The sequence below is a fragment of the Aeromonas sp. R7-5 genome (genome assembly GCF_040908015.1).
Taxonomy (GTDB): Bacteria; Pseudomonadota; Gammaproteobacteria; order Enterobacterales; family Aeromonadaceae; genus Aeromonas; species Aeromonas caviae.
The window spans coordinates 549,958-575,627 of sequence record NZ_JBFOCZ010000026.1 but is presented as its reverse complement, the minus strand read 5'-3'; the positions used below and the strand labels follow the sequence as shown (position 1 = coordinate 575,627).

The 25,670-nt window shown below is 58.3% G+C and carries 23 protein-coding genes; 17 read left to right on the top strand and 6 right to left on the bottom strand.

Annotated features, from left to right (window positions below; all coding sequences use genetic code 11):
* The 16 genes from tssI to AB5Y53_RS11025 all read left to right on the top strand — a co-directional run.
* On the top strand, positions 1 to 1,806 hold a 1,806-nt coding region (gene tssI, locus AB5Y53_RS11100), incomplete at its 5' end, for a type VI secretion system tip protein TssI/VgrG (RefSeq protein WP_368182006.1).
* Positions 1,807 to 1,844: 38 nt separating this feature from the next.
* Positions 1,845 to 4,280 (top strand): pesticin C-terminus-like muramidase, encoded by a 2,436-nt coding sequence (locus AB5Y53_RS11095; RefSeq protein ID WP_368182004.1) that lies wholly within the window; start codon positions 1,845 to 1,847, stop codon positions 4,278 to 4,280.
* Positions 4,277 to 4,687: a hypothetical protein gene (locus AB5Y53_RS11090; RefSeq protein ID WP_202043800.1), complete on the top strand. Its 411-nt coding sequence runs from the start codon at positions 4,277 to 4,279 to the stop codon at positions 4,685 to 4,687. The genes AB5Y53_RS11095 and AB5Y53_RS11090 overlap by 4 nt, the downstream gene beginning before the upstream one ends.
* 482 nt (positions 4,688 to 5,169) lie before the next feature.
* On the top strand, positions 5,170 to 6,276 hold the full coding sequence (locus tag AB5Y53_RS11085) for a hypothetical protein (protein ID WP_368182003.1): 1,107 nt from the start codon (positions 5,170 to 5,172) through the stop codon (positions 6,274 to 6,276).
* Positions 6,277 to 6,528: 252 nt separating this feature from the next.
* A complete protein-coding gene (locus tag AB5Y53_RS11080) occupies positions 6,529 to 7,341 on the top strand; it encodes a hypothetical protein (RefSeq protein WP_214005782.1) in 813 nt (270 codons plus the stop codon).
* 622 nt (positions 7,342 to 7,963) lie between these two features.
* The gene (hybO, locus tag AB5Y53_RS11075) at positions 7,964 to 9,097 is read left to right on the top strand and encodes a hydrogenase 2 small subunit (protein WP_011706350.1); all 1,134 of its coding nucleotides are present in this window, start codon (positions 7,964 to 7,966) and stop codon (positions 9,095 to 9,097) included.
* 2 nt (positions 9,098 to 9,099) lie between these two features.
* Positions 9,100 to 10,125, top strand: coding sequence for a hydrogenase 2 operon protein HybA (gene hybA, locus AB5Y53_RS11070; RefSeq protein WP_368182001.1), 1,026 nt, complete (start codon positions 9,100 to 9,102; stop codon positions 10,123 to 10,125).
* Positions 10,118 to 11,305: a Ni/Fe-hydrogenase cytochrome b subunit gene (gene hybB, locus AB5Y53_RS11065; RefSeq protein ID WP_368181999.1), complete on the top strand. Its 1,188-nt coding sequence runs from the start codon at positions 10,118 to 10,120 to the stop codon at positions 11,303 to 11,305. The genes hybA and hybB overlap by 8 nt, the downstream gene beginning before the upstream one ends.
* A complete protein-coding gene (gene hybC, locus AB5Y53_RS11060) occupies positions 11,302 to 13,005 on the top strand; it encodes a hydrogenase 2 large subunit (RefSeq protein WP_368181998.1) in 1,704 nt (567 codons plus the stop codon). Before hybB ends, hybC begins: the two co-directional genes overlap by 4 nt.
* Complete coding sequence (locus AB5Y53_RS11055) at positions 13,005 to 13,535, top strand: HyaD/HybD family hydrogenase maturation endopeptidase (protein ID WP_275115938.1); 531 nt, start codon at positions 13,005 to 13,007, stop codon at positions 13,533 to 13,535. The genes hybC and AB5Y53_RS11055 overlap by 1 nt, the downstream gene beginning before the upstream one ends.
* Positions 13,517 to 14,053, top strand: coding sequence for a hydrogenase-2 assembly chaperone (hybE, locus tag AB5Y53_RS11050; RefSeq protein ID WP_368181996.1), 537 nt, complete (start codon positions 13,517 to 13,519; stop codon positions 14,051 to 14,053). Before AB5Y53_RS11055 ends, hybE begins: the two co-directional genes overlap by 19 nt.
* A gap of 121 nt (positions 14,054 to 14,174) precedes the next feature.
* A complete protein-coding gene (locus tag AB5Y53_RS11045; protein ID WP_368181994.1) occupies positions 14,175 to 15,794 on the top strand; it encodes an ABC transporter substrate-binding protein in 1,620 nt (539 codons plus the stop codon).
* Entirely contained in the window at positions 15,779 to 16,789 is a 1,011-nt protein-coding gene (locus tag AB5Y53_RS11040) for an ABC transporter permease (RefSeq protein ID WP_368181993.1), read from the top strand. Before AB5Y53_RS11045 ends, AB5Y53_RS11040 begins: the two co-directional genes overlap by 16 nt.
* The gene (locus tag AB5Y53_RS11035; RefSeq protein ID WP_368181992.1) at positions 16,779 to 17,594 is read left to right on the top strand and encodes an ABC transporter permease; all 816 of its coding nucleotides are present in this window, start codon (positions 16,779 to 16,781) and stop codon (positions 17,592 to 17,594) included. The genes AB5Y53_RS11040 and AB5Y53_RS11035 overlap by 11 nt, the downstream gene beginning before the upstream one ends.
* Entirely contained in the window at positions 17,588 to 18,376 is a 789-nt protein-coding gene (locus AB5Y53_RS11030) for an ATP-binding cassette domain-containing protein (protein WP_368181991.1), read from the top strand. Before AB5Y53_RS11035 ends, AB5Y53_RS11030 begins: the two co-directional genes overlap by 7 nt.
* A complete protein-coding gene (locus AB5Y53_RS11025; protein WP_368181990.1) occupies positions 18,376 to 19,017 on the top strand; it encodes an ATP-binding cassette domain-containing protein in 642 nt (213 codons plus the stop codon). The genes AB5Y53_RS11030 and AB5Y53_RS11025 overlap by 1 nt, the downstream gene beginning before the upstream one ends.
* 341 nt (positions 19,018 to 19,358) lie before the next feature.
* Here AB5Y53_RS11025 and hypB read toward each other — a convergent pair whose 3' ends face one another.
* Positions 19,359 to 20,183 carry a hydrogenase nickel incorporation protein HypB gene (hypB, locus tag AB5Y53_RS11020; protein WP_368182014.1) on the bottom strand — a complete coding sequence of 275 codons (825 nt, stop codon included), beginning with the start codon at positions 20,181 to 20,183 and terminating at the stop codon, positions 19,359 to 19,361.
* Here hypB and AB5Y53_RS11015 point away from each other — a divergent pair.
* Positions 20,064 to 20,444, top strand: coding sequence for a hypothetical protein (locus AB5Y53_RS11015; protein ID WP_368181989.1), 381 nt, complete (start codon positions 20,064 to 20,066; stop codon positions 20,442 to 20,444). The genes hypB and AB5Y53_RS11015 overlap by 120 nt on opposite strands.
* On the opposite strand, the gene hypA is transcribed toward AB5Y53_RS11015, so the two are convergent.
* From hypA to hypF, 5 genes are all read right to left on the bottom strand, one after another.
* On the bottom strand, positions 20,422 to 20,763 hold the full coding sequence (hypA, locus tag AB5Y53_RS11010; RefSeq protein ID WP_368181987.1) for a hydrogenase maturation nickel metallochaperone HypA: 342 nt from the start codon (positions 20,761 to 20,763) through the stop codon (positions 20,422 to 20,424). The two genes, AB5Y53_RS11015 and hypA, sit on opposite strands and share 23 nt — an antisense overlap.
* A gap of 66 nt (positions 20,764 to 20,829) precedes the next feature.
* The gene (gene hypE, locus AB5Y53_RS11005) at positions 20,830 to 21,834 is read right to left on the bottom strand and encodes a hydrogenase expression/formation protein HypE (RefSeq protein ID WP_368181985.1); all 1,005 of its coding nucleotides are present in this window, start codon (positions 21,832 to 21,834) and stop codon (positions 20,830 to 20,832) included.
* Positions 21,831 to 22,949, bottom strand: a complete 1,119-nt coding sequence (gene hypD, locus AB5Y53_RS11000; protein WP_368181984.1) for a hydrogenase formation protein HypD — start codon at positions 22,947 to 22,949, stop codon at positions 21,831 to 21,833. The genes hypE and hypD overlap by 4 nt, the downstream gene beginning before the upstream one ends.
* The gene (locus tag AB5Y53_RS10995) at positions 22,943 to 23,194 is read right to left on the bottom strand and encodes a HypC/HybG/HupF family hydrogenase formation chaperone (protein ID WP_069652611.1); all 252 of its coding nucleotides are present in this window, start codon (positions 23,192 to 23,194) and stop codon (positions 22,943 to 22,945) included. The genes hypD and AB5Y53_RS10995 overlap by 7 nt, the downstream gene beginning before the upstream one ends.
* A gap of 5 nt (positions 23,195 to 23,199) precedes the next feature.
* A complete protein-coding gene (hypF, locus tag AB5Y53_RS10990; RefSeq protein WP_368181983.1) occupies positions 23,200 to 25,611 on the bottom strand; it encodes a carbamoyltransferase HypF in 2,412 nt (803 codons plus the stop codon).
* Positions 25,612 to 25,670 lie beyond the last annotated feature (59 nt).

The following is a 25,670-nucleotide window of genomic DNA, read 5'->3' as shown; positions in this document are numbered from 1 at the left end:
CAGGGTGACAGCGGCTTTCGCCGCACCCGCTATCAGCTGCTGGTACAGCCGGCCCTGTGGCGGCTGTCACTTCGCCACAACTCCCGCATCTTCCAGGCACAAAAGCCCGATGAAATCCTCTCCATCCTGTTGCAAGAGCACGGCATCACCGATTACGCCTTTGCGCTCAAAAACGAGCATGCCCAGCGGGAATACTGTGTTCAGTACCGGGAAACCGACCTCGACTTTGTGAACCGCCTCGCCGCCGAAGAGGGGATGTTCTACTTCCACGAGTTTGAAGCGGGCAAACACCGCATCGTCTTTGCCGACGACGCAGCCGCATTGACTCAAGGCCCCGAGCTCTTCTTCAACCTCGGCAATCGTTCCCTTGAGCAAGGCCCCTATGTGCGCCAATTCCACTACCGCGAGGCGGTGCGCCCCTCGGATGTAGAGCTCAAAGACTACAGCTTCAAGACCCCGGCTTATGGCCTCTCCCACAAAAAGCAGGGTGCAGAGCTCGAACACCAGCGCGACACCTACCAGCACTTCGACTTCCCGGGTCGCTACAAGCAGGATGGCAGCGGCAAGGCCTTTGCCCAGCACCGGCTCGATGCCCTGCGCAACGATGCTGTGGCGGGCCAGGCTAAGTCCAACTGCGCGGCTTTGCAGCCGGGGCAAACCTTCTCACTGACCGAACACCCCAACGGCAGCCTCAACACCGACTGGCAAGTGGTGCGTATCCAGCATACCGGCTTGCAGCCCCAGGCGCTGGAAGAGGAGGGGGGCAGCGGCCCCACCGTCTACCACAACGAATTCGGGGTGGTGAAAGCGAGCACCACCTGGCGGGCGCGCATCGGCAGCCCGGAGGCTCCTCACAAGCCGATGGTGGATGGCCCGCAAATCGCCATGGTGGTAGGCCCCGAGGGGGAAGAGATTTACTGCGACGAGCACGGCCGGGTGAAGTTGCAATTCCCGTGGGACCGCTACGGCTCGAGCAACGACCAGAGCTCCTGCTGGGTGCGAGTCTCGCAGGGCTGGGCGGGCGGTCAATACGGCATGATGGCCATCCCACGCATCGGCCACGAGGTCATCGTCTCATTTCTGGAGGGGGACCCCGACCAGCCCATCGTGACTGGTCGCACCTATCACGCCACCAACCGGCCGCCGTATGAGCTGCCGGCCAACAAGACCCGCACCGTGCTGCGCACCGAAACTCACCAGGGGGAGGGCTTCAACGAGCTGCGTTTCGAAGACCAGGCGGGCAAGGAAGAGATTTACATCCACGGTCAGAAAGACCTGAACGTGCTTATCGAAAATGATGCCGCCTGGCACATCAAGCACGACGAACACAGAGACATCGACAATGAGCGGGTGACCCGCATCAAAGCCAACGACCACCTGACGGTGGAGGGTGAGAAGCGCGACCAGATAAAAGCCGACTACTCGCTGACAGTGGATGCCAGTTTGCACCAGAAGTTGGGGCAGTCGCTGCTGGTAGAAGCCGGTCAGGAGGTGCATATCAAGGTGGGCGACAAGCTGGTGCTGGAAGCCGGTTCCGAGATCACCCTCAAGGGAGGCGGCAGCTTTGTGAAAATAGATCCGAGCGGCATCAAGCTGGTGGGGCCTGCCATCAAACTCAATGCCGGCGGCAGCGCAGGTTCAGGCTCTGGCTGGGGTGGCAAGGCCCCCGTGGTGCCCAAGGGGGTAGAAGTGGTCAAGGCTCCCGAACTGGTTGAACTCATCAAAGCCATTCCCACCGAGAAGGCGATGGAGGCGCTGCTCAAGGAGCAAGGGCCTGCGCAGACCTTCTTTGTGCCATCCCGCTAAGGGCCATAGCTTGTACGATTACGAGTGAAAAGAAGAAGATGAAAATCTTATATCCAATGCAAGTGGGCGGCGGTGACGCTCCCAAAGAGGTTGCCTCACTTGAAGAGTTCATCGGCATGCTCAATGGTGAGCCGGGCGGCACTTTCCTGCTAGGTGGCAACCGTATCTGGCATGGCGGCATTCATTTAAGCGACAAGGGGGGTTGGGATCCAGGTGGCGCCGTACGAGCTATTGCCGATGGAGAGATAGTGGCCTACCGCATCGCGTCCGATCCCGTTTCCGTAACGTTGGAGCCTGAAGAGGGAAAGCCAGGTGAGCCAATTACTCTGCATACCTCCCCTTCATTTTGCCTGATCCGGCATCGCTATGAGGCTACAGAAGAAGTTTCCGGACAGCAGCAGCCAAAGCGCAATACCCTTACCTTCTACTGCCTCTATATGCATATAGCCTGTAAAAACGCTTATCAGGGTGAGCCTGAACGGCATGTGCTGACAGGGAGCGGTGTCGCTATATACAAGGCCACTGCAAGTCTGCAGTTTCAGAAAGAGGACAAGCTGGGTACGGCTCGTAAGGGGGCTGAGGTTACCTTGATTGGAGCTCCCTCGGAACGAAGGAATCTGAGAAATGAACCTCACTCTTATCAGCTAGTCAGCTATGCGGCCCCAAAGGGCGGTGATCCGTCAGAGTTTTATTTAGCATCACAATTTATCAAGGAAGAGCGCAAGGTTGAGCCCGATTGGATGATGGCGAAGCAAGATATTCCTTCTCTCTATCCGATAAGCCGCAACAGCTATCTGCGTAAAAGCAAAGATCAGGGTGAAGCTGTGGCTGCGGGATTGCCAAAAACGAGTAAAGTCGCACGAACCACTGCTCAGCCTGTCGTATTTTCCAATATGAAGGAGTATCTCGAGGTTGAAGTCTGGAATATTTCTCAAGGCAAGCTGACCGATGATAAGGGAAATGTTGTGCCCAATGCCTCTAAGGGTGATCGTTATTGGATTGCCAAAGAGATGTTGGGTCAACCCAGCGATGCCGTTCGGCATACCCCCATTGTTTACGACAAAGTGGAGCTGCGACATACCAATCCCATTCCGGTCAAGGTCGGTGAGGTGGTCGGCCATTGGGGGGAACATGAGACACCGAAACCGACGGCCAGTGGTTTTGTTCTCAATGAAGATCGTAAAGCAATACATATGGAGATATTTGTCGCAGAGAGTGACAAGGAGGCTCTTGGTAAATGCATCAGCAATGAAGGGAAGTTGGCCAAGGGACAAGAGTATTTGCTGCTCAAAGAGGGGGAGCTGGTAGATACTTATAAGTTGACCAAGGAGAATAATAAAGTCGGTTACAGCAAGGTGGGAGCCTTTGGTCCGCTGGAGGCTCCCAAACCGATAAATACTCAGGATATCGTGACCCATGGTGCCGACAAATTTGTGAAGGTGGCCGAAGATCAGCATGTCCTTATCAGTGGTGACACCCGCTTGGTGAACCAACATGAGTGGGCCAGGCTGGGTGTGACATTGGTTGATGGCGGCTCTGATCCCGACGGATTCCTGGACAAGGCTGACACTGACGGCAAGGAGGGGGGAGACTTTTTCAGCACCCTTTACGAAGAGCTGGTGACAGATCGGGATGGCGATGGCAGTATCAGTGCCGATGAAATCAAGGCGGCGATGGCTGAGAAAATGGTTGCAGACAAAGTGCGAAAGCTGTTTATCAAGCACGAAAGTGAATGGGTAAAGCGCGGGACGTGGTCAAGGCTCGAGCAAGAGCTGAAAAACATGCCTAACCTGTGCAAATACGTACTGGAAGTCACCAATAAGATGGCCTGGATAGAGCAGGCTGCTGAAGTGGTGGGTGATACCAAACCTTGGTTTATTCATCCGGCAGGGATGATGGAATTGATAGGGGAGAGCGATAATGAGTCATCACTGAAAATAGATTATGACTTCATTCATAGCCTAGAGGGGGGGATGATTTTAAATGGCTATGTACCTGAGCCAGAAACTAGCCAAAGTGGTGTGACAATATCTGTTGGTTTTGACTTAGGTGCTAGAAATTTGTCTGACCTTAATCGACTTGGTTTAAATATTTCTTTGGTATCTAAGTTGACACCCTATTTAGGGAAGAAAAAATCTGAGGCGGATCGTTTTGTTAGAAATAATCCATTATCAGTTACCTCAGATGAAGCAAATGAAATTTATTTGGCCGTTAAAAAACAAAGCACAGAGGAGTTGATTAGAAAATATAATGCTGAAAGTTCAGTTGATTTTGAATCACTGCCTAAGGAAGCTCAGACAGTTATTGCCTCTGTTGAGTATCAGTACGGCTCTCTAAAAGTTAGTACACCAGCACTTTGGGAACAAGTTGTAAATCAAGAATGGCAGGATGCATATGAAAACCTCTTGGATTTTGGAGATGCTTACATTACAAGAAGACGCAAAGAAGCTGAATATTTAAAGGGTATACTATGAAAGTCTTTATTGTTATTTTTTTGTTTTTTTCATTCTCTGTCGCGGCTAACGTTCAGACATTTACGCAATCAGAATTGCAAGTTATATATGATAAGTTAAATATATCAACATTCCGAAGTTCTTTGATGCCAAAAAGAACAAAGGATAAAGTTTATCTAAGTCAAATGGGTTTTTCTAAACCTAGCTATTTCAAGGATGGTTTTTTGATAGATAATAAGGACTGGGTGTATACATTTACCGTTATAGAAAAAAAAGATAAAAATAGAGATGGGACGGCTGATTACACCATATGTTTTTCGGATAAATCGAAAACAGGGACATATAGCTCAGTCCAACCAATGTTGATTTCACCATTAGGTGTTGATGGTCAATTTATAGCACTGTCATTCACTGTTGATGGATGCTGACTTTAAGTAGGGTGCTAGGTCTTGATCTAGCACTCCCCTTTAGTGTTCAGTAAATCATAGCCATTCATTACTTTGATAATTTATTTTCATGCATCATCGTTTTCTCATTTTGATGTAAGCCAATGTAATAAGATTTTATAATCTCTATCAGAAAAGGAGAGGATTGGCTACAAGGTGTGTGACTTCACCAAGATGACCATCTATGTGACGCCGAGTGTGGTGCTGCCTGGGTGTGCGTTGAAGACGATATATCAAGGCAAATACGCTGCCTCCCTCCCATCTTGGCGAACTCTATGTGTTGCCATCTCCCGTGGCCATTTCCGCAGGTGAGGCCATAGGCTACCTCGGCCTGGTGGAAACGCCAGGCTCTCTGATTGGAAGCAAAAAGAGTAAGCATCAAGTTCATCTTGAGGTGTTCACCCAGGATCCCCGTCTTGATGATGTGCTGGCCAACAAGGCGGGAACAAGAGGTGGTGCTACCTATGCCCTATGCCAAGGTCCCGGTGGGACTCATCTTGCACGAGAAGAAAAAGCAGGATGGTAAAGATCTCTGGGTGGCAACCGGTGACAAGAGTCTGGAAGCGCTGGTTGAATCACCAACGTTTGAAAAAGATGCCACCAAGCAGGGGTGGGTCAGCATTTCGTCAGGAAAATATGTCAAGAAAGAGCAAGTGGAGCTATTGAGCCAGCATGACTGGCTTAAGATTGGCTTTAAAAAGGTCGATGGTTCAGGCTCAGATGGTTATCTGGACCCGGATGCGCCGCCTACTTTCTTTACCGAATTGGTAAACAGTTTCGATACCGACAAGAGCGGTGAACTTAGCAGTGAAGAGATACAGACCGCGCTGCAAAATAGCAGCAATGCAGAGCAACTTCACAAGCTTATCGTCAAGCATCCCAGCGAGTGGTATGAAAAATCGTCGGCCAGCAGTTATCTGTGGCTGGAAAAACTGATGGCTAAAATTGGCTTGCCTGATTTTGACCTGCTGGTGGATCATGAAAAACAGCGCATCGATAAGCTGGAGTGGATGCAGAGTGCAGCGAAGCTAAAGCTTGATAAGGCAGTTTGGCATATTCAGCCATTAACATTATCACGGCTAAATGGCAATCAGTGTTTGTGTGGTCGAGATATTGAACTGAAACATTTAGAAAGTGCAACCGAAGGGAAGGCTTCAGTGGAAAATTTATTTTCACGGTCATCATATGCTGGTATTACAAGTATTTCTGCAGATGTCTTCCTCAAAGAGCTTAATGCGGCTATGAATTTCTATGGTGTTTCAACATGCCTTGATAAAATGCATTTCTTGGCACAATGTCTTGTTGAGACTGACTTTTTCAGAACAACGGAAGAATATAAGAATAAAGACGGCACCACTCCATCTAAATGGGACGAATATGGTGGTGGAAGTTTCTATCATGGTCGAGGACTAATACAGATAACACATAAAAAAATTACGAGAAATATTTGGCGTCAATTGATTTACTGCCTATTGATAGTGATAAGGTCGAGATGCTTGCAAGTAAAATCCATCATGCAGTGTACTCTGCTGTATGGTATTGGGTTTCTGGCTCGGCATGGGGCGATATAAGAGGTTTCACGAAATATAACGATTTCTTGAAAGTAACTATTGCTGTAAATGGTGGTTTTAATCATGTAAAAGAGCGAAATGAGTCACTGCTGAGATTAAGCAAGAGCATAGATTGTAGAAATGTAGACTTTTCCAAATTGAAATTTAAAAAGTTTGAGTTTTCTGAAAGTGCTCTTAAAGACTCTAAATGGTATAGCGCGTATAAAGATGGTTCAATGGTTAGGAAAGCGAATCAAGATCTGGAGTCTGTTAATGAATAATCCACCTCTCTTTTTTTTATTGACTATTTGTGGTCTTTTACCTTCATGGGTATACGCTATTGAAGGCTGCTCAGATGAAATATCTCATCAAGTTGAAACTAAAACTGAAAACGGTGAGCCGATTAGCATGCTTTCTATAAAATATAATGAGGAGGTGGAATCATTTACGGTACCTTTTACATCTGAAAATAGTTCATGTAAAAAAGTAAGCGATAATGGAGTTATAAAAATTTCAGTTGTTGCTGATAGGCCTAATGTGAGCGCAGTATATTATTTTGATATTACTGGGAAAATTAATTATATAGGTAGTGCATCTATATTTACAAGCGCTGGCGAGGAGCGAGTAAGTGGTATTGGTGAGATAAATAAAGGTAATGATATTACTAAAATAAATTTGGAAGGGGTGGCAAATGAGGATTCTGCCATCATAAGCAAAATAATAGATGTCCCATATATTCATGTAAATAGTGAAGTGCCTGACTTATACAGTAAAATGCGATATATTGAGATAGATGAACTGTCAGAAAGCACAGGAAGCAAAATTTGTGACAGTGGAGATCGCGTTTTTTATTATTGTAAGACCACGTCGGGGCGTTATTTAAATTTATGTTACTCTCCATTTTCAGGAGATATAACCTATGCTTATGGTAAGCAGAAAAAAGAAATATCTCTCAATGACTACTCCTTAGTTGGTGATAGGTTTATTTTCAAAAATAAAAATACTAGCTACAATGTATCTCCTGAAAAGGGCGAAATTTCAGTCACACAGAATGGAAAAGAATTGGCTGTTATTTCATGCAGATGAAGATTGATATTAAATTATTATGCGTGACACCGGCTTAAGGCAGGTGCTTTTATAAAATTACACAAAATCTATTATAGCATTACCTCTATTGTTTTTTCCTGAGTCAGGGGGCCGATCTTGGCAGCATTTATCTCCTGAGGGTCATTGGACATGGTGGTAGAAACTCAGTGAAGTGTGGTATTAGCAAACGAGGTTGTCGGATGCGATCACCTGCAACTTATGTTCAGTAATCTAGCATGATGATTAATTTTTCATGTCTTGCTACATTTCCGCTTGTTTCCCAAGCAAGCAATTATCATAATATCATGAGCCGCCTTATCATTCATGGGGCAAGGATTCTGTGACAATGCTTTCATTTTTATAATTTCATGCCGAAAACAAAGACGTAATTTATATGGTGTTAATTAGGTTTTTCTTGAAATACCTCTTCGTGGGTGTTTTTGGGGGCTTAGCAAATAATAAATGCATGTGGCATATAGCTTTTTTAATTTCACTCTCCAGTCCAACAGAGGCATTAATAGGGTTCGACTTGATGGAGATCAACATAAAGGAGGAGGGGGAGGAATAGCATTCCCGCCATTAAGCATTTGTCAAACAATGCTCACTGACGGGAATAAGAAGAATGGTCGAGGATACTTTTTTATCGGCTCATGGAATTAATCGCCGTGACTTTATGAAATTGTGCGCCGGAATGGCCGCAACCCTTGGATTAAGCCAGCATGCCGTGGCCAAGATGGCCACCGCGCTCACCAGCCCCGAGCGGCCACCGGTGATCTGGATAGGGGCGCAGGAGTGTACCGGTTGCACCGAGTCGCTGCTGCGCGCCACCCACCCCACCATCGAGAACCTGATCCTCAACACCATTTCGCTGGAGTATCACGAGGTGCTCTCGGCGGCCTTCGGCCATCAGGCCGAAGAGAACAAGCACAACGCCATTGAGCGCTACAAGGGCAAGTATGTGCTGGTGGTGGATGGCTCCATCCCGCTTAAAGATGGGGGCATCTACTGCATGGTGGCCGGTGAGCCCATCGTCGACCATATTCGCCGCGCGGCTGCCGATGCGGCTGCCGTCATCGCCATCGGCTCCTGCGCCGCCTGGGGCGGGGTGCCCGCCAGCGGCGGTAACCCGACCGGTGCCGTCAGCCTGGAGGAGGCCCTCGGCAACCTCGGCACGCCGATTATCAATATCCCGGGCTGCCCGCCCAATCCCCACAACTTCCTCACCACGGTCGCCTACTACATCACCTACGGCAAGCTGCCGGCGCTCGATGCCAAGAAGCGGCCGCTGTTTGCCTATGAGCGGCTCATCCACGAAAACTGCGAGCGTCGCCCGCACTTCGACGCCGGCCGTTTCGCCAAGGAGTTTGGTGACGAGGGCCACCGTCAGGGCTGGTGTCTCTATCACCTGGGCTGCAAGGGGCCGGAGACCTACGGCAACTGCTCGACCCTGGAGTTCTGCGACGTGGGCGGCGGCATCTGGCCGGTGGGCATAGGCCATCCCTGCTACGGCTGCAACGAGCAGGGAGTGGGGTTCAGCAAGGGGATCTTCCAGCTCGCCAAGGTGGAGAATCCTACTCCGCGGGTGAACAAGCCCGACGTGGCCATCCAGGAGGGAGGACACATGTCGCCCACCGCCACCGGCCTTATCGGTGGGGCGCTCGGGGTGCTGGTCGGGGTGAGTCTGATGACGGTGCGCGAGCTCGGTCGCCAGCAGAAGCGCCATGAAGCCGGGCAGCACACCTCACGGGAGGAGTGACCGTGAACAGACGCAACTTCCTCAAATTCGCCTCCGTCGGTGCGCTGGCGGCGGGCGCCACCGTCTCCGGCACCGCGCTGGCGGCGGCCGAGAACAAGCCGCCCATTCCCGGCGCACTCGGCATGCTCTACGACTCCACCCTCTGCATCGGCTGCCAGGCCTGTGTGGCGGAGTGTCAGCGCCTCAACGGCAACCCGGCCAATCCGGCCGGGGAAGCGACCTGGTCCAACAACGACAAGCTGAGCCCCTACACCAACAACATCATTCAGGTGTGGAAGAACGGCACGGGTGAGCACAAGGATCAGCTGGTGGATGGCTATGCCTACATCAAGAAGCAGTGCATGCACTGTGTCGATCCCAACTGCGTCTCCGTCTGCCCGGTGCAGGCGCTGACCAAGGATCCCAAGACCGGCATCGTTCATTACGACCCGGACGTCTGCACCGGCTGCCGCTACTGCATGGTGGGCTGCCCGTTCGACGTGCCCAAATATGACTACGACAACCCGTTCGGGGCGATCCACAAGTGCGAGCTCTGCAACCAGAAGGGGCTTGAGCGCATCGATCAGGGCAAATTGCCCGGCTGCGTCGAGGTGTGCCCCACCGGCGCCGTCATCTTTGGCACCCGCGAGGCGCTGATGGCCGAGGCCAAGCGCCGGCTGCTGGCCACCCCGGGCAGCGAATATGCCTACCCGCGCCAGACCTTCAGCGCCAACGATCCCTACCTGCACGAAGTGCCCAACTACCAGCCTTACGTCTATGGCGAGAAGGAGGGGGGCGGTACCCAGGTGCTGGTGCTGGCCGGGGTGCCCTATACCAAGCTCGACATGCCTGACTTGCCGGAGCTCTCCTCCGGGGCGCGCTCCGAGCACATCCAGCACACCCTCTACAAGGGAATGGTGCTGCCGCTGGTGGTGCTGACCGGGCTCTCGGTGCTCATTCGCCGCAACACCAAGGACCATCAGGATGGCGACGATCATGACTCGCACGCGGGCCATGACAAGCAATCGGGAGGCAAGGATCATGAGTAATCACAAGGCACATCCGCTGGGGGGCAGGCTGGTCAGCTGGCCGGTCATGGTGCTGGCGCCGTTCGTCATCCTGTGCGGCATGCTTATTCTCAAGCGCCTCATCTTCGGGCTGGGCTCGGTCACCGACTTGAACGGCGGCTACCCCTGGGGGCTCTGGATCTCCTTTGACCTTTTGATTGGCACCGGTTTCGCCTGCGGTGGCTGGGCACTGGCCTGGGCGGTTTACGTCTTCAACCGGGGCGAGTATCACCCCCTGGTAAGGCCGGCCCTGCTGGCGAGCCTGTTCGGTTATTCCCTGGGCGGCCTCTCCATCACCATAGACGTCGGCCGTTACTGGAACCTGCCCTATTTCTACCTGCCCGGTCACTTCAACACCTCTTCGGTGCTGTTCGAGACGGCGGTCTGCATGACCATCTACATCGGGGTGATGGCGCTGGAGTTTGCCCCCGTGCTCCTGGAGAAGTTCGGCTGGAAGAGCTCCATGGCACGGCTCAACAAGATCATGTTCTTCATCCTGGCGCTGGGGGCCCTGTTGCCCACCATGCACCAATCCTCCATGGGGTCACTGATGATAGTGGCGGGGGAGAAGATCCATCCGCTCTGGCAAAGCTACGAGCTGCTGCCGGTCTTTTCGCTTCTGACCGCCTTCATCATGGGCTTCTCCATCGTGGTGTTTGAAGGATCTTTGGTGCAGGCGGGGCTGGCGGGGCGCGGCCCCAACGAGAAGTCGCTCTTCTACAAGCTGACCCAGGTGATCGACATCTTCCTGATCCTGTTCGTGGCGCTGCGCTTTGCCGAGATCGTCATCAACGACAAGTCGGAGTACCTCTCCCAGTGGAATCGCTACGCCTTGATGTTCTGGAGCGAGATCGCGCTGATGATCTTCCCGCTGCTGGTGTTCCACTGGGACAAGAGCCGCCGCGATTCGCGCATGTTGTTCCTGGGGGCCCTCAGCATGCTGCTGGGCGCAGCCCTCTGGCGACTGGACTACTCCCTGCTCGCCTTCAACCCCGGCAATGGCTACCACTACTTCCCCTCCGCGGCGGAAGTGCTGATCTCCCTGGGCTTCGTCGCCATCGAGGTGTGTGCCTATTTGCTGCTGATCCGGCTCTTGCCGGTACTGCCATCACTTGAACGTGTTCACCAAGATTATCAGGCCCGAGGGAAAGCCAACGTATGAGCCAACGTATCACCATAGACCCCATCACCCGCATCGAGGGTCACCTGCGTATCGACTGTGAAATCGAAGGCGGCGTCGTCACCAAGGCCTGGTCGTCCGGCACAATGTGGCGCGGGATGGAGGAGATCGTCAAGGGCAACGACCCGCGCGATGCCTGGATGATAGTGCAGCGCATCTGCGGGGTGTGCACCTCCATTCACGCCATCGCCTCGGTGCGGGCGGTGGAGAACGCCATCGGCGCCAAGGTGCCGGTCAACGCCCAGTACATCCGCAACCTCATCATCGCGGCCCACAACATCCACGATCACATCGTCCACTTCTATCAGCTCTCCGCGCTGGACTGGGTGGACATCACCGCCGCACTGCAGGCCAATCCGCAAAAGGCGGCGGACATGCTCAAGGGGGTATCGACCTGGTCCCTCAACAGCGCCGATGAGCTGACCAAGGTGCAGGAGAAGATCCGCGCCCTGGTGGCGAGTGGCCAGCTCGGCATCTTCGCCAACGGCTACTGGGGCCACAAGGCGATGAAGCTGAGCCCGGAGGTGAACCTCATCGCCGTGGCCCACTACCTGCAGGCGCTGGAGTGCCAGCGCGATGCCAACCGCATCGTCGCCATCCTCGGCGGCAAGACCCCCCACATCCAGAACCTGGCGGTGGGCGGGGTGGCCAACCCCATCAACCTGGATGCACCGAGCGTGCTGAACCTCGAGCGGCTGCTCTATGTGAAGAGCTTTATCGACCGGCTCGGCGAGTTTATCGAGCAGGTCTACAAGGTGGATGCCGCCATCATCGCCGCCCACTACCCCGAGTGGCTGAACCTAGGGCAGGGGGCCAGGCACTACCTGAGCGTGCCCGAGCTCCCGACCGACGCCGACGGCGGCAGCTTCCTGATGCCGGGCGGCTACATCGAGAATGGCAATCTGGCGGGTTATCGCCCCATCGAGAGCCATCAGGATGCGTGGCTGATGGATGGCATTGCCGAGAGCAACAAGCACGCCTGGTACAAGGATGACGCCCCCCTCAAGCCCTGGGAGGGCAAGACCGAGCCCGATTACACCGGCTGGCAGGATGACGGCAAGTACTCCTGGGTCAAGTCTCCCACCTTCTACGGCAAGGTGGTGGAGGTGGGGCCGCTCGCAGACCTCTTGGTCAAGCTCGCCGCCAAGCACCCGGAGACGGTGGCGCACTTCGATCAGCTGAGCGGCATCTACAAGGCGCTGACCGGTTCGGCCATCAAGACTGAACAGCTGCACTCCACCCTGGGCCGCATCATCGGCCGTGCGGTGCGCTGCTGCGTGCTCAAAGATACCCTGTCCCATCAATGGAAGGCGCTGGTGGACAACATCGGCAAGGGGGATGTCACCGCCTATATCAAGGCCGAGATCCCGGCGGATAAGGAGTTTCGCGGGGTGGGCTTTGAAGAGGCGCCGCGCGGCATGCTCTCCCACTGGGTCGTCATCAAGGGCGGCAAGATCGCCAACTATCAGGCGGTGGTGCCCTCCACCTGGAACTCGGGCCCGCGCAACTTCAACGACGAGCCCGGCCCCTACGAGCAGTCCCTGGTGGGCACCCCGGTGGCCGATCCGGCCAAGCCGCTGGAAGTGGTGCGCACCATCCACTCGTTCGACCCCTGCATGTCCTGCGCGGTGCACGTGGTGGATACCCAGAGTGGTGAAACAACTCAGGTGAAGGTGCTGTGATGAACACCCTGATCCTGGGCGTGGGCAATCTGCTGTTGAGCGATGAGGCCGTCGGCGTGCGGATCGTCGAGGGGCTGGAGCGCGACTACCGCTTCGCCCCCGGCATCGAGCTGCTGGACGGCGGCACCGCCGGCATGGAGCTGCTCGAAGCGATGGCCAGTCGCGACCACATCATACTGGCGGACGCGGTGCGCAGCGGCAATCCGCCGGGTACCGTGGTGACCCTGAAGGATGAGGAGATCCCGACCCTGTTCGGTCGCAAGATCTCCCCCCATCAACTGGGGCTGGCGGACGTGCTCTCGGCGCTGCACATGACGGGGGAATCCCCCAGGCGGCTCACCCTGATCGGGGTCGAGCCCGAATCCCTCGAACCCCGCATCGGCCTCACTCCCGTGGTGGTGGCGGCGTTGGGGGAGGCGACGGATCGGATCCTGACCCTGTTGGCCAGTCTGGGAGCACCGGCCATTCCGCTCTCTGAGCAGGAGAAGGCCGAGCGAGCGCGGGAGGGCGTATGGCGCAATCCATTGTGAATGAGGTAGTGAACAAGACAGTGAACGAAGCCGCGACAGAGTCGGCGCAGGAGTTCGCCGGTTTTGCCGCGAATCCCGCGCCATTGCTGGTAGCCCAGTACGAGCGGATCGCGCAGCAAGAGATGCAGGCCCTGCCGTTCTATCACCCGGCCATGCCCATAGTCGCAGAGTGCACCCTGTTTGAAGGGCAGTGGCTTGGCTGCGTGCTCACCCCCTGGATGCTGAGCGTGGTGGTGCTGCCGGGGCCGGATCAGCTATGGCCGGTGCGCGGCAGCAGCGATCGGCTCGCCCTGCAGCTTCCCTGCGGCAACATGACCTTTATGGTGGGGGCCTTGCCCGAGACGGGGCAGTTGCTGGCCTGCTCGCTCATGTCCCCCATCGACCCGCATCTGGGGGCCGACGAAGGGCGGGCGCTGGTGAGCAGCACCCTCAAGATGTTGCTTTCGCTTCCGGTGCAGCAGAGGGAGGGCGGCGTGGATCTGGGGCGCCGACGACTGTTCGGGGGACGAAAGTCCTGAGACCAAGGCGTGCCGACAACCGGGCGCGTCAGTTTGAGACAGGGGCCGGCATGGGCCCCTCACTCGCCTCATTGAGGTGGCGTTGCATCTCTGCGAGTGAATCCTGGGAACAAGGATCATGATGAAGATTGAACATGGCCGCGTCGATGGCCTGCTGGGTGCGCCAGTCCTGGTGCGGGCACTGCCCCTGCTGGCCCTGCTCTCGGGCGGTTTCTCTACCATGGCGCAGGCGGCCCAGCCCGTCCCCGCCGAACTCAAGCTCGCCATTGGCAGTGAGCCCACCGAAGGGTTTGACCCTCTGCTTGGCTGGAGCCACGGCAGCTACCTGCTGTTGCACAGCCCGCTGCTCAAACAGAACGCCGACCTCAGCTGGCAGAATGTGCTCACCCAATCGGTGACTCCGAACCAGGATGGCAAGGGGTGGATCATTACCCTCAAGCCTGACCTGACATTCTCCAACGGCGCGCCGCTCACCGCCGAAGATGTGGCCTTTACCTACAACAGCGCAGCCCAGGGTGGCGGCAAGATCGACATGGGCAACTTTGTCTCGGCCAAGGTGCTCTCGTCCACCGAGGTTGCCATCACTCTTAGCGCCCCCCAGAGCACCTTCGTCAACGTGCTGGGATCCTTGGGGATAGTGTCGAAGAAGGATTACGACGCAAAAGCATATGCCCAAAAGCCGGTCGGTGCCGGCCCTTACCGGCTGGTGAGCTTCCTGCCCGGTCAACAACTGGTGGTAGAGGCAAACCCCCATTACGCCGGTGGCAGCAATGACTTCAAACGGCTGGTGTTTGTCTTTATCGATGAAGAGAGCGCCTACGCCGCCGCCCAGAGCAGCCAGCTCGATGTGGTGCGTATCGCCCCGTCACTGGCGCCTACCGTGCCTGCTTCCCTCAAGCTCTGGGTACGGCCGAGCGTGGAGAACCGCGGTATCGTCTTCCCCATTCCGCCGGCGGGCGGTAAGGATGCCAAGGGGTATCCCATCGGCAACGACGTGACCTCGGATGTGGCGGTGCGCCGCGCCATCAACTACGCCATCGACCGCAAGCTGCTGGCCGACCAACTGCTGGAAGGACATGCCATCCCCGCCTACAGCGCGGTAGAAGGCTTGCCCTGGCTGAACAAGGCCACCGCCTTCAAGGATGGGGATGCTGCCCACGCCAACGCCCTGCTCGACGAGGCCGGCTGGAAGATGGGCAGTGACGGCATTCGCCACAAGGGCGACCTGCGCGCCGCCTTTACCCTCTGGTACACCAGTGGCGACAGCACCCGCCGGGATCTGGCGGAAGCGGTGCGCGCCATGCTCAAGTCCATCGGTCTTGAGGTGAGCCTCAAGTCCGGCAGCTGGGAGCAGGTGGAGCGTGAGATGCACGCCAACCCAGTGCTGATGGGGTGGGGGAGTCTGGATCCCATGGAGCTCTATCACCACTACCAGAGCGGCTCCGGTGGCGTGGAGTTCTACAACCCGGGCTACTACAGCAACCCTGTGGTGGATGGCCACCTCAAGCAGGCGCTGGATGCCCCGAACTGGCAGGCGGCCGTGCCGTTCTGGCAGCAGGTGGAGTGGGATGGCAAGACCGGCGCCGGAGTGCAGGGAGATGCCGCCTGGGCCTGGCTGCTCAACGTGCAGCACACCTATCTCGCCAACCGTTGCATCGACCTTGGCAAGGGGGCGCCGGAAATCCACGGTAGCTGGTCCCTGCTCAACAACCTGCAGGATTGGCGGTGGACGTGCCGGTAAGTTCGCCCTTGAGTCATTCAGGTTATCTGTTGCTAAAAGCCCTGCTGCGTCTGGCAGGGCTGTTATGTCTGGTCTCGGTCGCCACCTTTGTGCTGCTGAGTTACTCCCCCATCGACCCCATCAAGGCCTATATCGGCAACGATCTGCTCCATGTGCCGCCGGAGCAATACGCCCGCATAGCCGCCCGCTGGGGGCTGGATCAGCCGCTCTGGCTGCGCTATTGGCACTGGTTTAGCCAGGTGCTGCAGGGGGATCTCGGTTACTCCATGCTCTACAACGCGCCTGTGGGGGAAGTCATAGGCCAGCGCTTTGCTGCCTCTTTCCTGCTGCTGGCGGGCGCCTGGCTGCTCTCCGGCTTTTTCGGGATTTTGCTGGGCCTCTGCGCCGGTCGCTATCTCAACCGCTGGCCCGATCGCCTGATTTGCCGGTTTGCCTATCTGCTCGCCTCCTTGCCCACCTTCTGGGTGGGCCTCTTGCTGCTCGCCCTGTTTGCGGTGCACTGGCCACTGTTACCAGTCTGCTGCGCCTGGACGCCGGGGCTCGCTGCCGATGAGGCGGATTGGGCCATGCGCTTGCGTCATCTGCTGCTGCCGGTGACCACACTGGCGCTGCTCGGGGTGGGCAATATCGCGCTGCATACCCGGGCGCGGGTAGCCGAGGTGCTGGCGAGCGATTTTATTCGCTATGCCCGCGCCCAGGGGGATGGCGGCTGGCCCATGCTGCGCTTTCATGTGCTGCGCCACGCCCTGACCCCGGCCATTTGTCTGCAGTTTGCCTCCCTCGGTGAGCTGATTGGCGGATCCCTGTTGGCAGAGAAGGTTTTCTCCTATCCGGGGCTCGGCCAGGCCACCGTGGATGCGGGGCTGAGGGGGGATATCCCCTTGCTGATGGGAATCGTGCTCTTCTGCACCCTGCTGGTCTTTTTGGGCAACACGGCGGCGCGGGTGCTGCTGGCCCGCATCAATCGGGGCTGGGAGGGTGAGCATGCTGTTTAATCCGCTTCCCTCCATACTGCGGCTGGGTTTTGCCCTGCTCGGATTGGCGCTGCTGGCCGCCTACGGCTGGAGCCTCTCTCATCAGGATGTGCCGATGGATCTGCTGGCGCGCCAGCAGCCCCCCTCGCTGACCCACTGGTTCGGCACCGATCAGATGGGGCGTGATCTCTGGTTGCGGGCCTTTCAGGGCACCCTCACCAGTCTGGAGCTGGGGATCAGCACGGCGCTCTGCAGTGGGCTGCTGGCTATGGTGGCGGCAAGCTTTTCGCTGGTTCACCCCAGATGTGATGCGGCGGTGCGAATGGTGATCGACGCCATGCTGGCGCTGCCCCATATGCTGCTGCTGATCCTCATCTGCTTTACCGCAGGGGGCGGCATGCGCGGGGTGATCCTGGCGGTGGCACTCACCCACTGGCCCAAGCTGGCGCTCATTCTCTGCGCCGAGGCGCGGCGGATCGCCTGCAGTGACTATATGGTGCTGGCCCGTTGTCAGGGGATGGGGGCGCTGCGTCGCTGGCGCATCCACCTGCTGCCGGGGTTGTTGCCCCAGTGGTTTATCGGGACTTTGCTGATGTTTCCCCATGCGGTGCTGCACAGCGCGGCGCTGAGCTTTCTCGGCTTTGGTCTGGCGGCCCACGAGGCCTCGCTGGGCCTGCTGCTGGCCGATGCCCTGCGTTATCTGGCCGGCGGCGGCTGGTGGCTGGCCCTCTTCCCGGGGCTGATGTTGCTGCTGTTGGTGTTGCTCTTTGATCAGGCTACCCGCGCCTTGCAACAGCTGTTGTGGCACAGGAGTGAACCATGCTGAGTTTTGATCAGGTGACCATAGAGGCGGCCCACTACTCTTGGCTGGGGCGGCGCAGCTGGCAGCCTTTGCTGACCGATATCAGCCTGCAAGTGGCGCCGGGGGAGATAGTGGCGCTGGTGGGGGGGAGCGGCGAGGGCAAGAGCCTGTTGCTGCAAAGCGCCCTGACATTGCTGCCGGACAACCTGCGGATGCGCGGCAGCATCTTCCTCGATGGCACGCCTCTGTGCGATGCCAGCCGCGCCCGTCTGCGCGGTCACACTCTCTGCTATGTGCCGCAGGGGGTGAGCGCCCTCAATCCATTGCTGACGGTGGAGCGTCAGCTGGGCCGTGCGGCACGTCTGTGCGGCCAGAGCGGTTCTCGCGAGCGGCTCGGCGAGCAGTTGCTGCGCTACCAGCTGCCCGCGACCACCCTGGACAGATTCCCGCGCCAGCTCTCCGGCGGCATGGCCAAGCGCATTCTGGCCTGCACTGCGGCGCTCGGCGGCGCCCGCTACATTTTGGCGGACGAGATCACCGCCTGGCTCGACGAGGGGCTGGCTTGTCTGCTGCTCGGCCAGTTGCGTGAATTGGCCAATCAGGGCAGCGGTATCCTCTGGGTGACCCACGATCTGGCGCTGGCGGCCCGCTTTGCCGATCGCATTGTGGCGCTGCATCAGGGCCAAGTGAGCGATACCTTGAGTTGCCACCATCTGCGCCAGGGGCAGGGGAGCGAGATGCTCAGAGCCCACTGGCAGGCGCTGCCGGAGTTCAACGCGCTCTTCTCTGTGCCGGAGGTTTCCTGATGCTGGAAGTACGAAATCTCACTATCGTCCAGGGGGAACGTCCCCTCTGGCAGGGGTTATCGCTGACGGTGAAAGCGGGCGAGCGGCTCGGCATCTCTGCCCCCAGCGGTTATGGCAAAACCACCCTGGGGCGGGTATTGGCGAGTTGGCAACCGGTTGGGGCCGGCGGGCAGATCCTGCTGGATGGGCTGCCGGTGCCTGAACAGGTAAAAGGTTATAACCCCATCCAGCTGGTGCCCCAGCACCCGGAGCTCACCTTCAATCCCTATCGCACCACAGGGCTGGCGCTGTGGGATGTATGGCGCCCCGATGAGGCCATGCTGGCCCGCTTTATGGTCAAGCCTGAATGGCTCGGCCGTAAACCCGGCCAGCTCTCCGGTGGCGAGCTGGCCCGCATCGCGTTGCTGCGCGCCCTCGATCCTCGCACCCGACTGCTGATTGCCGACGAAGTGACTGCCCAGCTGGATCCGCAGATTCAGCGCCAGCTCTGGCGGGAGTTGATGGTTGAATGCGAGCAGCGCGGGCTTGGCATGCTTGTCTTCAGTCACCAGCAGGCATTATTGCGCCAGATCTGCCACCGGGTGCTGCGCTTTGGTGAGGAGACGGCTGAGCAGGAGGCGATGGCCCGTAGCGTGGCCTGAGGATTGGCTTCCCCCTCATCCCCAGCCCTTCTCCCGCAAGGGGAGAAGGGAGCAGAAGGTGCCATCTCACCACGCTCGGGGTTTAGGGTTTGGAGAACCTAGGGGTTTGAAAATATGGCTGGTTGTTATGCTCGGAGCGCCCCCTGAGGGGTTTGAGGGCGTCGTATAGTCGCGGCATCCACGAACCGGTCCCCTCTCCCTGGGGAGAGGGCCAGGGTGAGGGGACGCTGGCTACTCCGAACAGATAGCACGGCCGACAAGGTTCATAGACAAAAGAGAGGGAGGCATCAGCCTCCCTCTCTTTTATCTACCGTTATCAGCGGCGTTTAACCGGTTCTGGTTCAGGCCGTGGCCAGCCAGTTCAGCCAGGCATCCATCCCTTCGCCTGTGGTGGCGCTGACCTGGATCACCTGGATATAGGGGTTGACCCGTTTGGCGTTCTCGATACAGCGGGCGACATCGAAGCTGACATAGGGCAGCAGATCAGTCTTGTTGATCACCATCAGCTGGGCGGCGGCAAACATGTCCGGGTATTTCAGCGGCTTCTCTTCCCCCTCGGTAACGGAGAGGATCGCCACCTTGTACTTCTCGCCAAGATCGAAGCTGGCGGGGCAGACCAGATTGCCCACGTTCTCGATAAAGAGGATGCCTCCTTCATTGGCGGGCAGCTGGTGGCAGGCGTCGTGGACCATTTTGGCGTCCAGATGGCAGCCCTTGCCGGTGTTGATCTGCACGGCAGGCACACCGGTGGCACGGATGCGATCCGCATCGGCGCTGGTCTGCTGATCCCCTTCGATCACGGCGCAGGGGCGCTTGTCGGCCAGCTGGCGCAGGGTTTCGCACAGCAGGGTGGTTTTGCCTGAACCCGGGCTAGATACCAGATTGAGCACCAGCTGGTCGGCAGCTGTGAAGTGCTCGCGGTTGTGGGCGGCCAGCGCATTGTTCTTGGCCAGCACATCCATCTCGATGGCGATCAGCTGGCGCTGCCCCATGCCGGGCACCGACAGTCCCGCTTCCCCTTTGCCATAGTGCAGATCACCCTGCTGATGGTCATGGTCATGGTCATGGCTGTGATCATGGGGATGCGCGTGGGAATGGTCGTGGTCATGAGAGTGGGCATGATCATGGTGGTGCTCATGGGGGTGATCATGACCCTCATGGCTTATGGGAGCCCGCACCCCGTGGTAGTGGTGATGGACATCTCCCTGATGGTGATAGTGGTGGTGAATGATCAGGGTGCGCGGCGCACTCTGTTCGTTGGCATGATGGTGATGGGCGTCATGAGCATGATGATGGTCGTGCTCATGACCATGTTCATGGTGATGTTCATGTTCGTGATGATGCTCATGATCGTGCTCATGGCCGGCGATCCGCGCCTGGCCGCATCCGCATACGCTACACATATCAACTTACCTCGATGTCGGTGATGCGCAGGCTATCACCCTGCGCGACTCGTAATTTGTATCCGCCACACCCGGGGCAGGCTTGCCCGCGCTCGGTGAGGGTGACCGTCTGGTTGCAGTCGTAACACCAGGCTTCTGCCGTCTGGTGCTGAAAATGCAGCTGGGCGCCTTGGGCCACGGTGCCCTTGGCGGCCGCCTCGAAACAGAAGGCAATGGTGTCCGGGTCGACGCAGGAGAAGCTGCCGACCTCGAGCCAGAGGGCGGTCACCTTGGTAAAGCCCCGCTGGGTGGCCTGTTCGGCCGCCAGATCGATGGCGGCCATGGCCAGAGACATTTCGTGCATGGTGGCTCCTTAACCGATAGGGGGAGGAGTGACTCCCCCCTGTAATTGACGGAATGGCATGGCCGCTCAACAGATCCGCGGCAGCAGTTCTCCTTGCGGCAACTCCAGATAGCGGCGGCTGCCCCAGGGGTTGTTCAAGATCACCTTGTGGCGATCGCTTGCCTGCACCACGCCGATCTGGCTGGCGCTGGGGTTGAACTGCCGCAAGATGCCCAGCGCGTCCTGCGCCTGTTCGGCAGGCAGGGCCAGCACCATGGTCCCCTCGTTGGCGAGATCATGGGGCTCGAAACCGTAGAGTTCGCACAGGCCCCGCACCGGATCGCACACCGGAATGGCGGACTCCTCCAGTTCGATGGTCACCTGGGAGGCGCAACTCCATTCGTTGAGCACGGCGGCGAGGCCGCCACGGGTGGCATCGCGCAGGGCGTGAGGGGTAATGCCTGCCTGCAACAGCGCTTCAACCTGTGGCCAGAGGGTGGTGCAGTCGCTCTTGAGATCCGATCCCAGTTGCAGGGCGTCACGGGCCATCAGGATGCAGGCGCCATGGCTGCCGATATCCCGCGACACCAGGATGGCGTCACCGGCTTTGAGGCTCCGTACCGAGATGCCCCGGCTCTGTTCGGGCAGCGGGAAGGTGCCGACCCCGCTGGTGTTGATGAAGATCTTGTCGGCCGCCCCCTTGGGCACCACCTTGGTATCGCCGCAGACGATGCGGGCGCCGCTCTTGGCAAGTTCAGTCGCCATCGACTCGACGATGCGGGCGAGATCGGCGTAGGGAAAGCCCTCCTCGATGATAAAGCTGCAGCTCAGATACTCGGGCTTGGCTCCCATCATGGCGAGATCATTGACCGTACCGGCGATGGCCAGCTTGCCGATATCGCCCCCCTCGAAGAAGAGCGGCGAGACGGTAAAGCTGTCGGTGGTGAAGGCGACGGGGCCGCTGACCGGCAACAGGGCGGCATCTTCACCGCGCAACAGGATCTCGTTGCCAAAGTGGCGAAAGAAGAGCTGGTTGATCAGCTGGTTCATCTCCACGCCGCCACCGCCGTGGCTAAGTTGGATTTCTCTCATCGTTCCTGGATCCCCATATATCGGTAGTAGGCATTGCAGGCCCCTTCGGAGCTGACCATGCAACTGCCCATGGGCTGGGTCGGGGTGCAGCCCCGGCCAAAGACGTTGCACTGGTTCGGTTTGGCCAGCCCGCGCAGGATATCGGCGCACTGGCACGCCTTGTGGTCATCGATGGGAGTCTGATTGAGTTGAAAGTGGCGCTCCGCATCGCGTTTGGCGAAGACATCCCGCAGGCGCAGGGCGGAGGCGTTGATATCCCCAAGGCCCCGCCAGCGAAAGTGCTCGCGGGTCTCGAAAAAGCGCTCGACGAGCCGCTGAGCGGTTTTATTGCCACTGGCGGTGACCGCGCGGCTGTACTGCACCTCCAGGGCGTAGCGACCCTCCACCTTCTGGCGCACCATCATCAAGAGCGCCTCCATCACGTCCACCGGCTCGAAACCACTCACCACCACCGGCACCTGATAACGTTCGACGATGGGCAGGTAGATATCGGCGCCAGTGATGACGCTGACGTGGGAGGGGCCGATAAAGGCGTTCACCTTGGCCACCCCGTCGGCCATCACCGCATGAATGGCGGGGGGCACCAGCACATGGTTGATATGAAACAGCAGGTTCTCAATCCCTTGCTCTTCCGCAGCAGCCAAGAGCGCCGCTGTCATCGGGGTGGAGGTCTCGAAGCCGATGGCGAAGAAGACCACGGTTTTGTCCGGATTCTCTTTGGCGATACGCAGGGCGTCGAGGGGGTCATAGATGGGGCGGATATCGCTCCCCTTGGCGCGCTGCTGGGCCAGCGTACCCTTGGAGCCCGGCACCCGGATCATGTCCCCCAGGGTGACCAGAATGACGCTGGGCTGGCGGGCCAGCTCGATGGCCTGATCGATGCGCTCTTTGGGCATGATGCAGACCGGGCAGCCGGGGCCGTGGACAAACTCGATGCTGGCCGGCAGCAACTGGTGCAGGCCGTACTTCATGATGGTGTGGGTATGGCCGCCGCACACCTCCATCACCCGCAGCGGCTCGGGCAGATCTTTGGCCAGTTCGGTGATCTGGGCGGCGAGGGCGCGGATCACCTCGGGCTGGCGAAAGCCCTGAAAGAGATCATTCAAGGTCAGCATGGCAAGATATCCTGTTTGGGCATCAGGGCCACCATCTGGCGGAAGCTCTCGAGGCTGGCCTGCGCCTCCTCGTCGTCAATCTTGCTCATCACAAAGCCGATATGGAGCAACACATAGTCGCCAATGTTGAGAGGCTCTTCGAGCAGCATGCAGCTGACGCGCCGCTGCACCCCCAGGGTGTCGACGGTGACGCAGTTATCTTCGGGGTGCAGCTGCACCACCTGAGAGGGGATGGATAGACACATGAATTTCAGGACTCCGACAAGGTGGCACAACCGGTTGTGACAGGCTGGTGCGTGGCAAGATGGTGGATGGCAAACCAGAGCTGACCGGCGGCGATGCCACCGTCATTGAGCGGCAGGGTTTCGCTGGTCAATACCTGCCGGCCGGCCGCTTCGAGAGCGGGCACCAGCTGGTCCATCAGCACCCGGTTTTGAAAAACGCCGCCCCCGAGTACCACCGGATAGCCGGGGACGCGCTCGGCCAGGGCGATGACCAGATTGCTGATGGCGCGGATAAAGCCGGCGGCCAGGCTGGCGGTGGAGGTGCCTTTTCTCTGCTCGCTGACAAGGGTATGGATGAGCTCTGCCCACTCGATCTGCAGTGGCCCTTCCGCTGATTGGCTGAGGTCAAAGGCGAGGGGGAAGGGTTGTTCGTCGGGGGCCAGCTGCAAGGTGGCCGCTTCCAGCAGGAGCCCCGCTTCGCCCTCGTAATCGGGGGTGTCGATCACACCCAAGAGCGCCGCCACCGCATCGAACAGCCGACCGATGGAGCTGGTGTAGGGGGCGTTTCGACCTAGCTGCCAGAGCTGGTGCAGGTTGCTGATCCGCTTAAGGGGCAGTTGCTTGATCGCCGGTATATCGAGGGCGCTGATCTCCTCCACGCCATAGGATTCAAACAGCAGCCCCAGCAGCTGGCGCACCGGCTCGCGGATGGCGGCCTCGCCGCCGATCAGCTTGAAGGGTTTGAGGTGGGCAACGCGAGTAAAGCTCTGAACGTCTGCGAGCAGCAGCTCGCCCCCCCAGAGGGTGCCGTCATCCCCAAGGCCGGTGCCATCGAAGGCAACACCCAGCACCGGGCCTGTGATGTCATGCTCGGCCATCACCCCCAGCAGGTGGGCGTGATGGTGCTGCACCTCGAGGTGGGTTGCACCCTGATGGCGGCAATAGTCCCTGGCCCACTGGTGGCTGAGGTAGCCCGGGTGGCGATCCGATACCAGCAACTCGGGGTTGAGATCGTAGAGATCGCGAAAGGTCGCCAGGGTCTGCTCGAAGTGCTCCTGCATCGGCAGGCTGTGCAGATCGCCGATATAGGGGCTGTAGATGCGTTGGCGACCGAAGGCGAGCGCCAGCTGGTTCTTCTGCTGCGCCCCGACCGCCAGGAGCGGCACCCTGACAGCCTCTTGCAGGCTGGGGGTACAGGGGGCGTAGCCCCGGGCGAGGCGCAACGTCTGGCGCCGCCCGCCTGCCCACTGCACCAGACTGTCGTCGCAGGGGTGCAGGATGGGGCGGTTGTGATCCAGGATGCCGTCAATCTCGCTGCCGAGTTCCCTGACCACCGCCTCGCATTCGATGAGGATCGGGCTGCCGCGACCATTGGCGCTGGTGGCCACCAGCGGCATGGCGCAGGCATCCAGCAGCAACTGGTGCAGCGGGGTATAGGGGAGCATGACGCCAAGGTAGGGGATGCCGGGGGCGATCCCCTCGGCCAGCGGCGCGGCTGACGGTCCAGATTCTGAGTGCCGATCATCATTTTTGCGCTTGCGCAGCAGAGTAATGGGTCTGGCCTGAGAGGCGAGCAGCGTCCACTCTGCCTCGCAGCCGGTGACATGCAGTTTGGCCTCGGCAAGGGATCCCATCATCACCGCCAGCGGCTTGCGCGCACGCCGCTTGAGCATTCGTAATCTGGCAACACTCTGTTCATTGCGGGCATCACACATCAGGTGATAACCCCCCATCCCCTTGACCGCAATCAGAGCTCCCGCTTGCAGGACGCGGGCGGCGGCGTGCAGGGCCTCTTCGCGTTCGGCCAGCGCATTTCCATTGCCGCTGAGCCAGCTGAGACGGGGCCCGCACTCGGGGCAGCTCACCGGCTGGGCGTGGTAGCGTCTGTCCAGCGGGTTTTCATAGGCCGCCGCACAGCGCGGGCACATGGCAAAGCCCGCCATGGCGGTATGGGGTCTGTCGTAGGGGAGGCGGCGGATGATGGTGTAGCGCGGGCCGCAGTGGGTGCAGTTGGTAAAGGGGTAGTGGTGGTGGCGATCGTTGGGATTGGCCACATCCCGGGCGCACGCCTCGCACATCCCCTGATCAGGCGAGATGGCGACCGTGGCGGCGCTCTGCTGCTGGCTCGCTTTAATTCGAAACTGGCCATGAAATTGGCCATCGAAGTCGGGATCATGAGCAAGGGGCAGTTCCTGCTCGCTGAAATGATCGATACGGCTCAAGGGCGGCGCCAGTTCCCGCAGTTCGCGGGCAAAGCTGGCGAGCTGCTCGGGCGATCCTTCGGCGCCAATGGTGACGCCGTTGGCATCGTTCAACACATAACCGGCAAGGCCGTGGCGCAGTGCCAGCCCATAGACGAAGGGGCGAAAGCCGACCCCCTGCACGATGCCGTCGATATGAAATTCCCGGCGCAGTCGAAGGCGTGTCGACGTGGTCATGGCGCCATCCAAAGAGGGGCCAGCGCCCCTCCCTGATAACCGGGGGGCAGGGAACCCTC

Bases quoted from the DNA above. Each gene is read 5' to 3' on its own strand.
- AB5Y53_RS11015 (WP_368181989.1), top strand. From the start codon at position 20,064: ATGGTCATGGTCATGGTCATGGCTGTGATCATGGGGATGCGCGTGGGA.
- hypA (WP_368181987.1), bottom strand. From the start codon at position 20,763: ATGCACGAAATGTCTCTGGCCATGGCCGCCATCGATCTGGCGGCCGAA.
- hybB (WP_368181999.1), top strand. From the start codon at position 10,118: ATGAGTAATCACAAGGCACATCCGCTGGGGGGCAGGCTGGTCAGCTGG.
- hypD (WP_368181984.1), bottom strand. From the start codon at position 22,949: ATGCTGACCTTGAATGATCTCTTTCAGGGCTTTCGCCAGCCCGAGGTG.
- hypF (WP_368181983.1), bottom strand. From the start codon at position 25,611: ATGACCACGTCGACACGCCTTCGACTGCGCCGGGAATTTCATATCGAC.
- AB5Y53_RS11080 (WP_214005782.1), top strand. From the start codon at position 6,529: ATGAATAATCCACCTCTCTTTTTTTTATTGACTATTTGTGGTCTTTTA.
- AB5Y53_RS11030 (WP_368181991.1), top strand. From the start codon at position 17,588: ATGCTGAGTTTTGATCAGGTGACCATAGAGGCGGCCCACTACTCTTGG.
- AB5Y53_RS11090 (WP_202043800.1), top strand. From the start codon at position 4,277: ATGAAAGTCTTTATTGTTATTTTTTTGTTTTTTTCATTCTCTGTCGCG.
- hybC (WP_368181998.1), top strand. From the start codon at position 11,302: ATGAGCCAACGTATCACCATAGACCCCATCACCCGCATCGAGGGTCAC.
- AB5Y53_RS11045 (WP_368181994.1), top strand. From the start codon at position 14,175: ATGAAGATTGAACATGGCCGCGTCGATGGCCTGCTGGGTGCGCCAGTC.
- hypE (WP_368181985.1), bottom strand. From the start codon at position 21,834: ATGAGAGAAATCCAACTTAGCCACGGCGGTGGCGGCGTGGAGATGAAC.
- AB5Y53_RS11085 (WP_368182003.1), top strand. From the start codon at position 5,170: ATGCCCTATGCCAAGGTCCCGGTGGGACTCATCTTGCACGAGAAGAAA.
- AB5Y53_RS11055 (WP_275115938.1), top strand. From the start codon at position 13,005: ATGAACACCCTGATCCTGGGCGTGGGCAATCTGCTGTTGAGCGATGAG.
- hybO (WP_011706350.1), top strand. From the start codon at position 7,964: ATGGTCGAGGATACTTTTTTATCGGCTCATGGAATTAATCGCCGTGAC.
- hybE (WP_368181996.1), top strand. From the start codon at position 13,517: ATGGCGCAATCCATTGTGAATGAGGTAGTGAACAAGACAGTGAACGAA.
- AB5Y53_RS10995 (WP_069652611.1), bottom strand. From the start codon at position 23,194: ATGTGTCTATCCATCCCCTCTCAGGTGGTGCAGCTGCACCCCGAAGAT.
- AB5Y53_RS11025 (WP_368181990.1), top strand. From the start codon at position 18,376: ATGCTGGAAGTACGAAATCTCACTATCGTCCAGGGGGAACGTCCCCTC.
- AB5Y53_RS11095 (WP_368182004.1), top strand. From the start codon at position 1,845: ATGAAAATCTTATATCCAATGCAAGTGGGCGGCGGTGACGCTCCCAAA.
- AB5Y53_RS11035 (WP_368181992.1), top strand. From the start codon at position 16,779: ATGCTGTTTAATCCGCTTCCCTCCATACTGCGGCTGGGTTTTGCCCTG.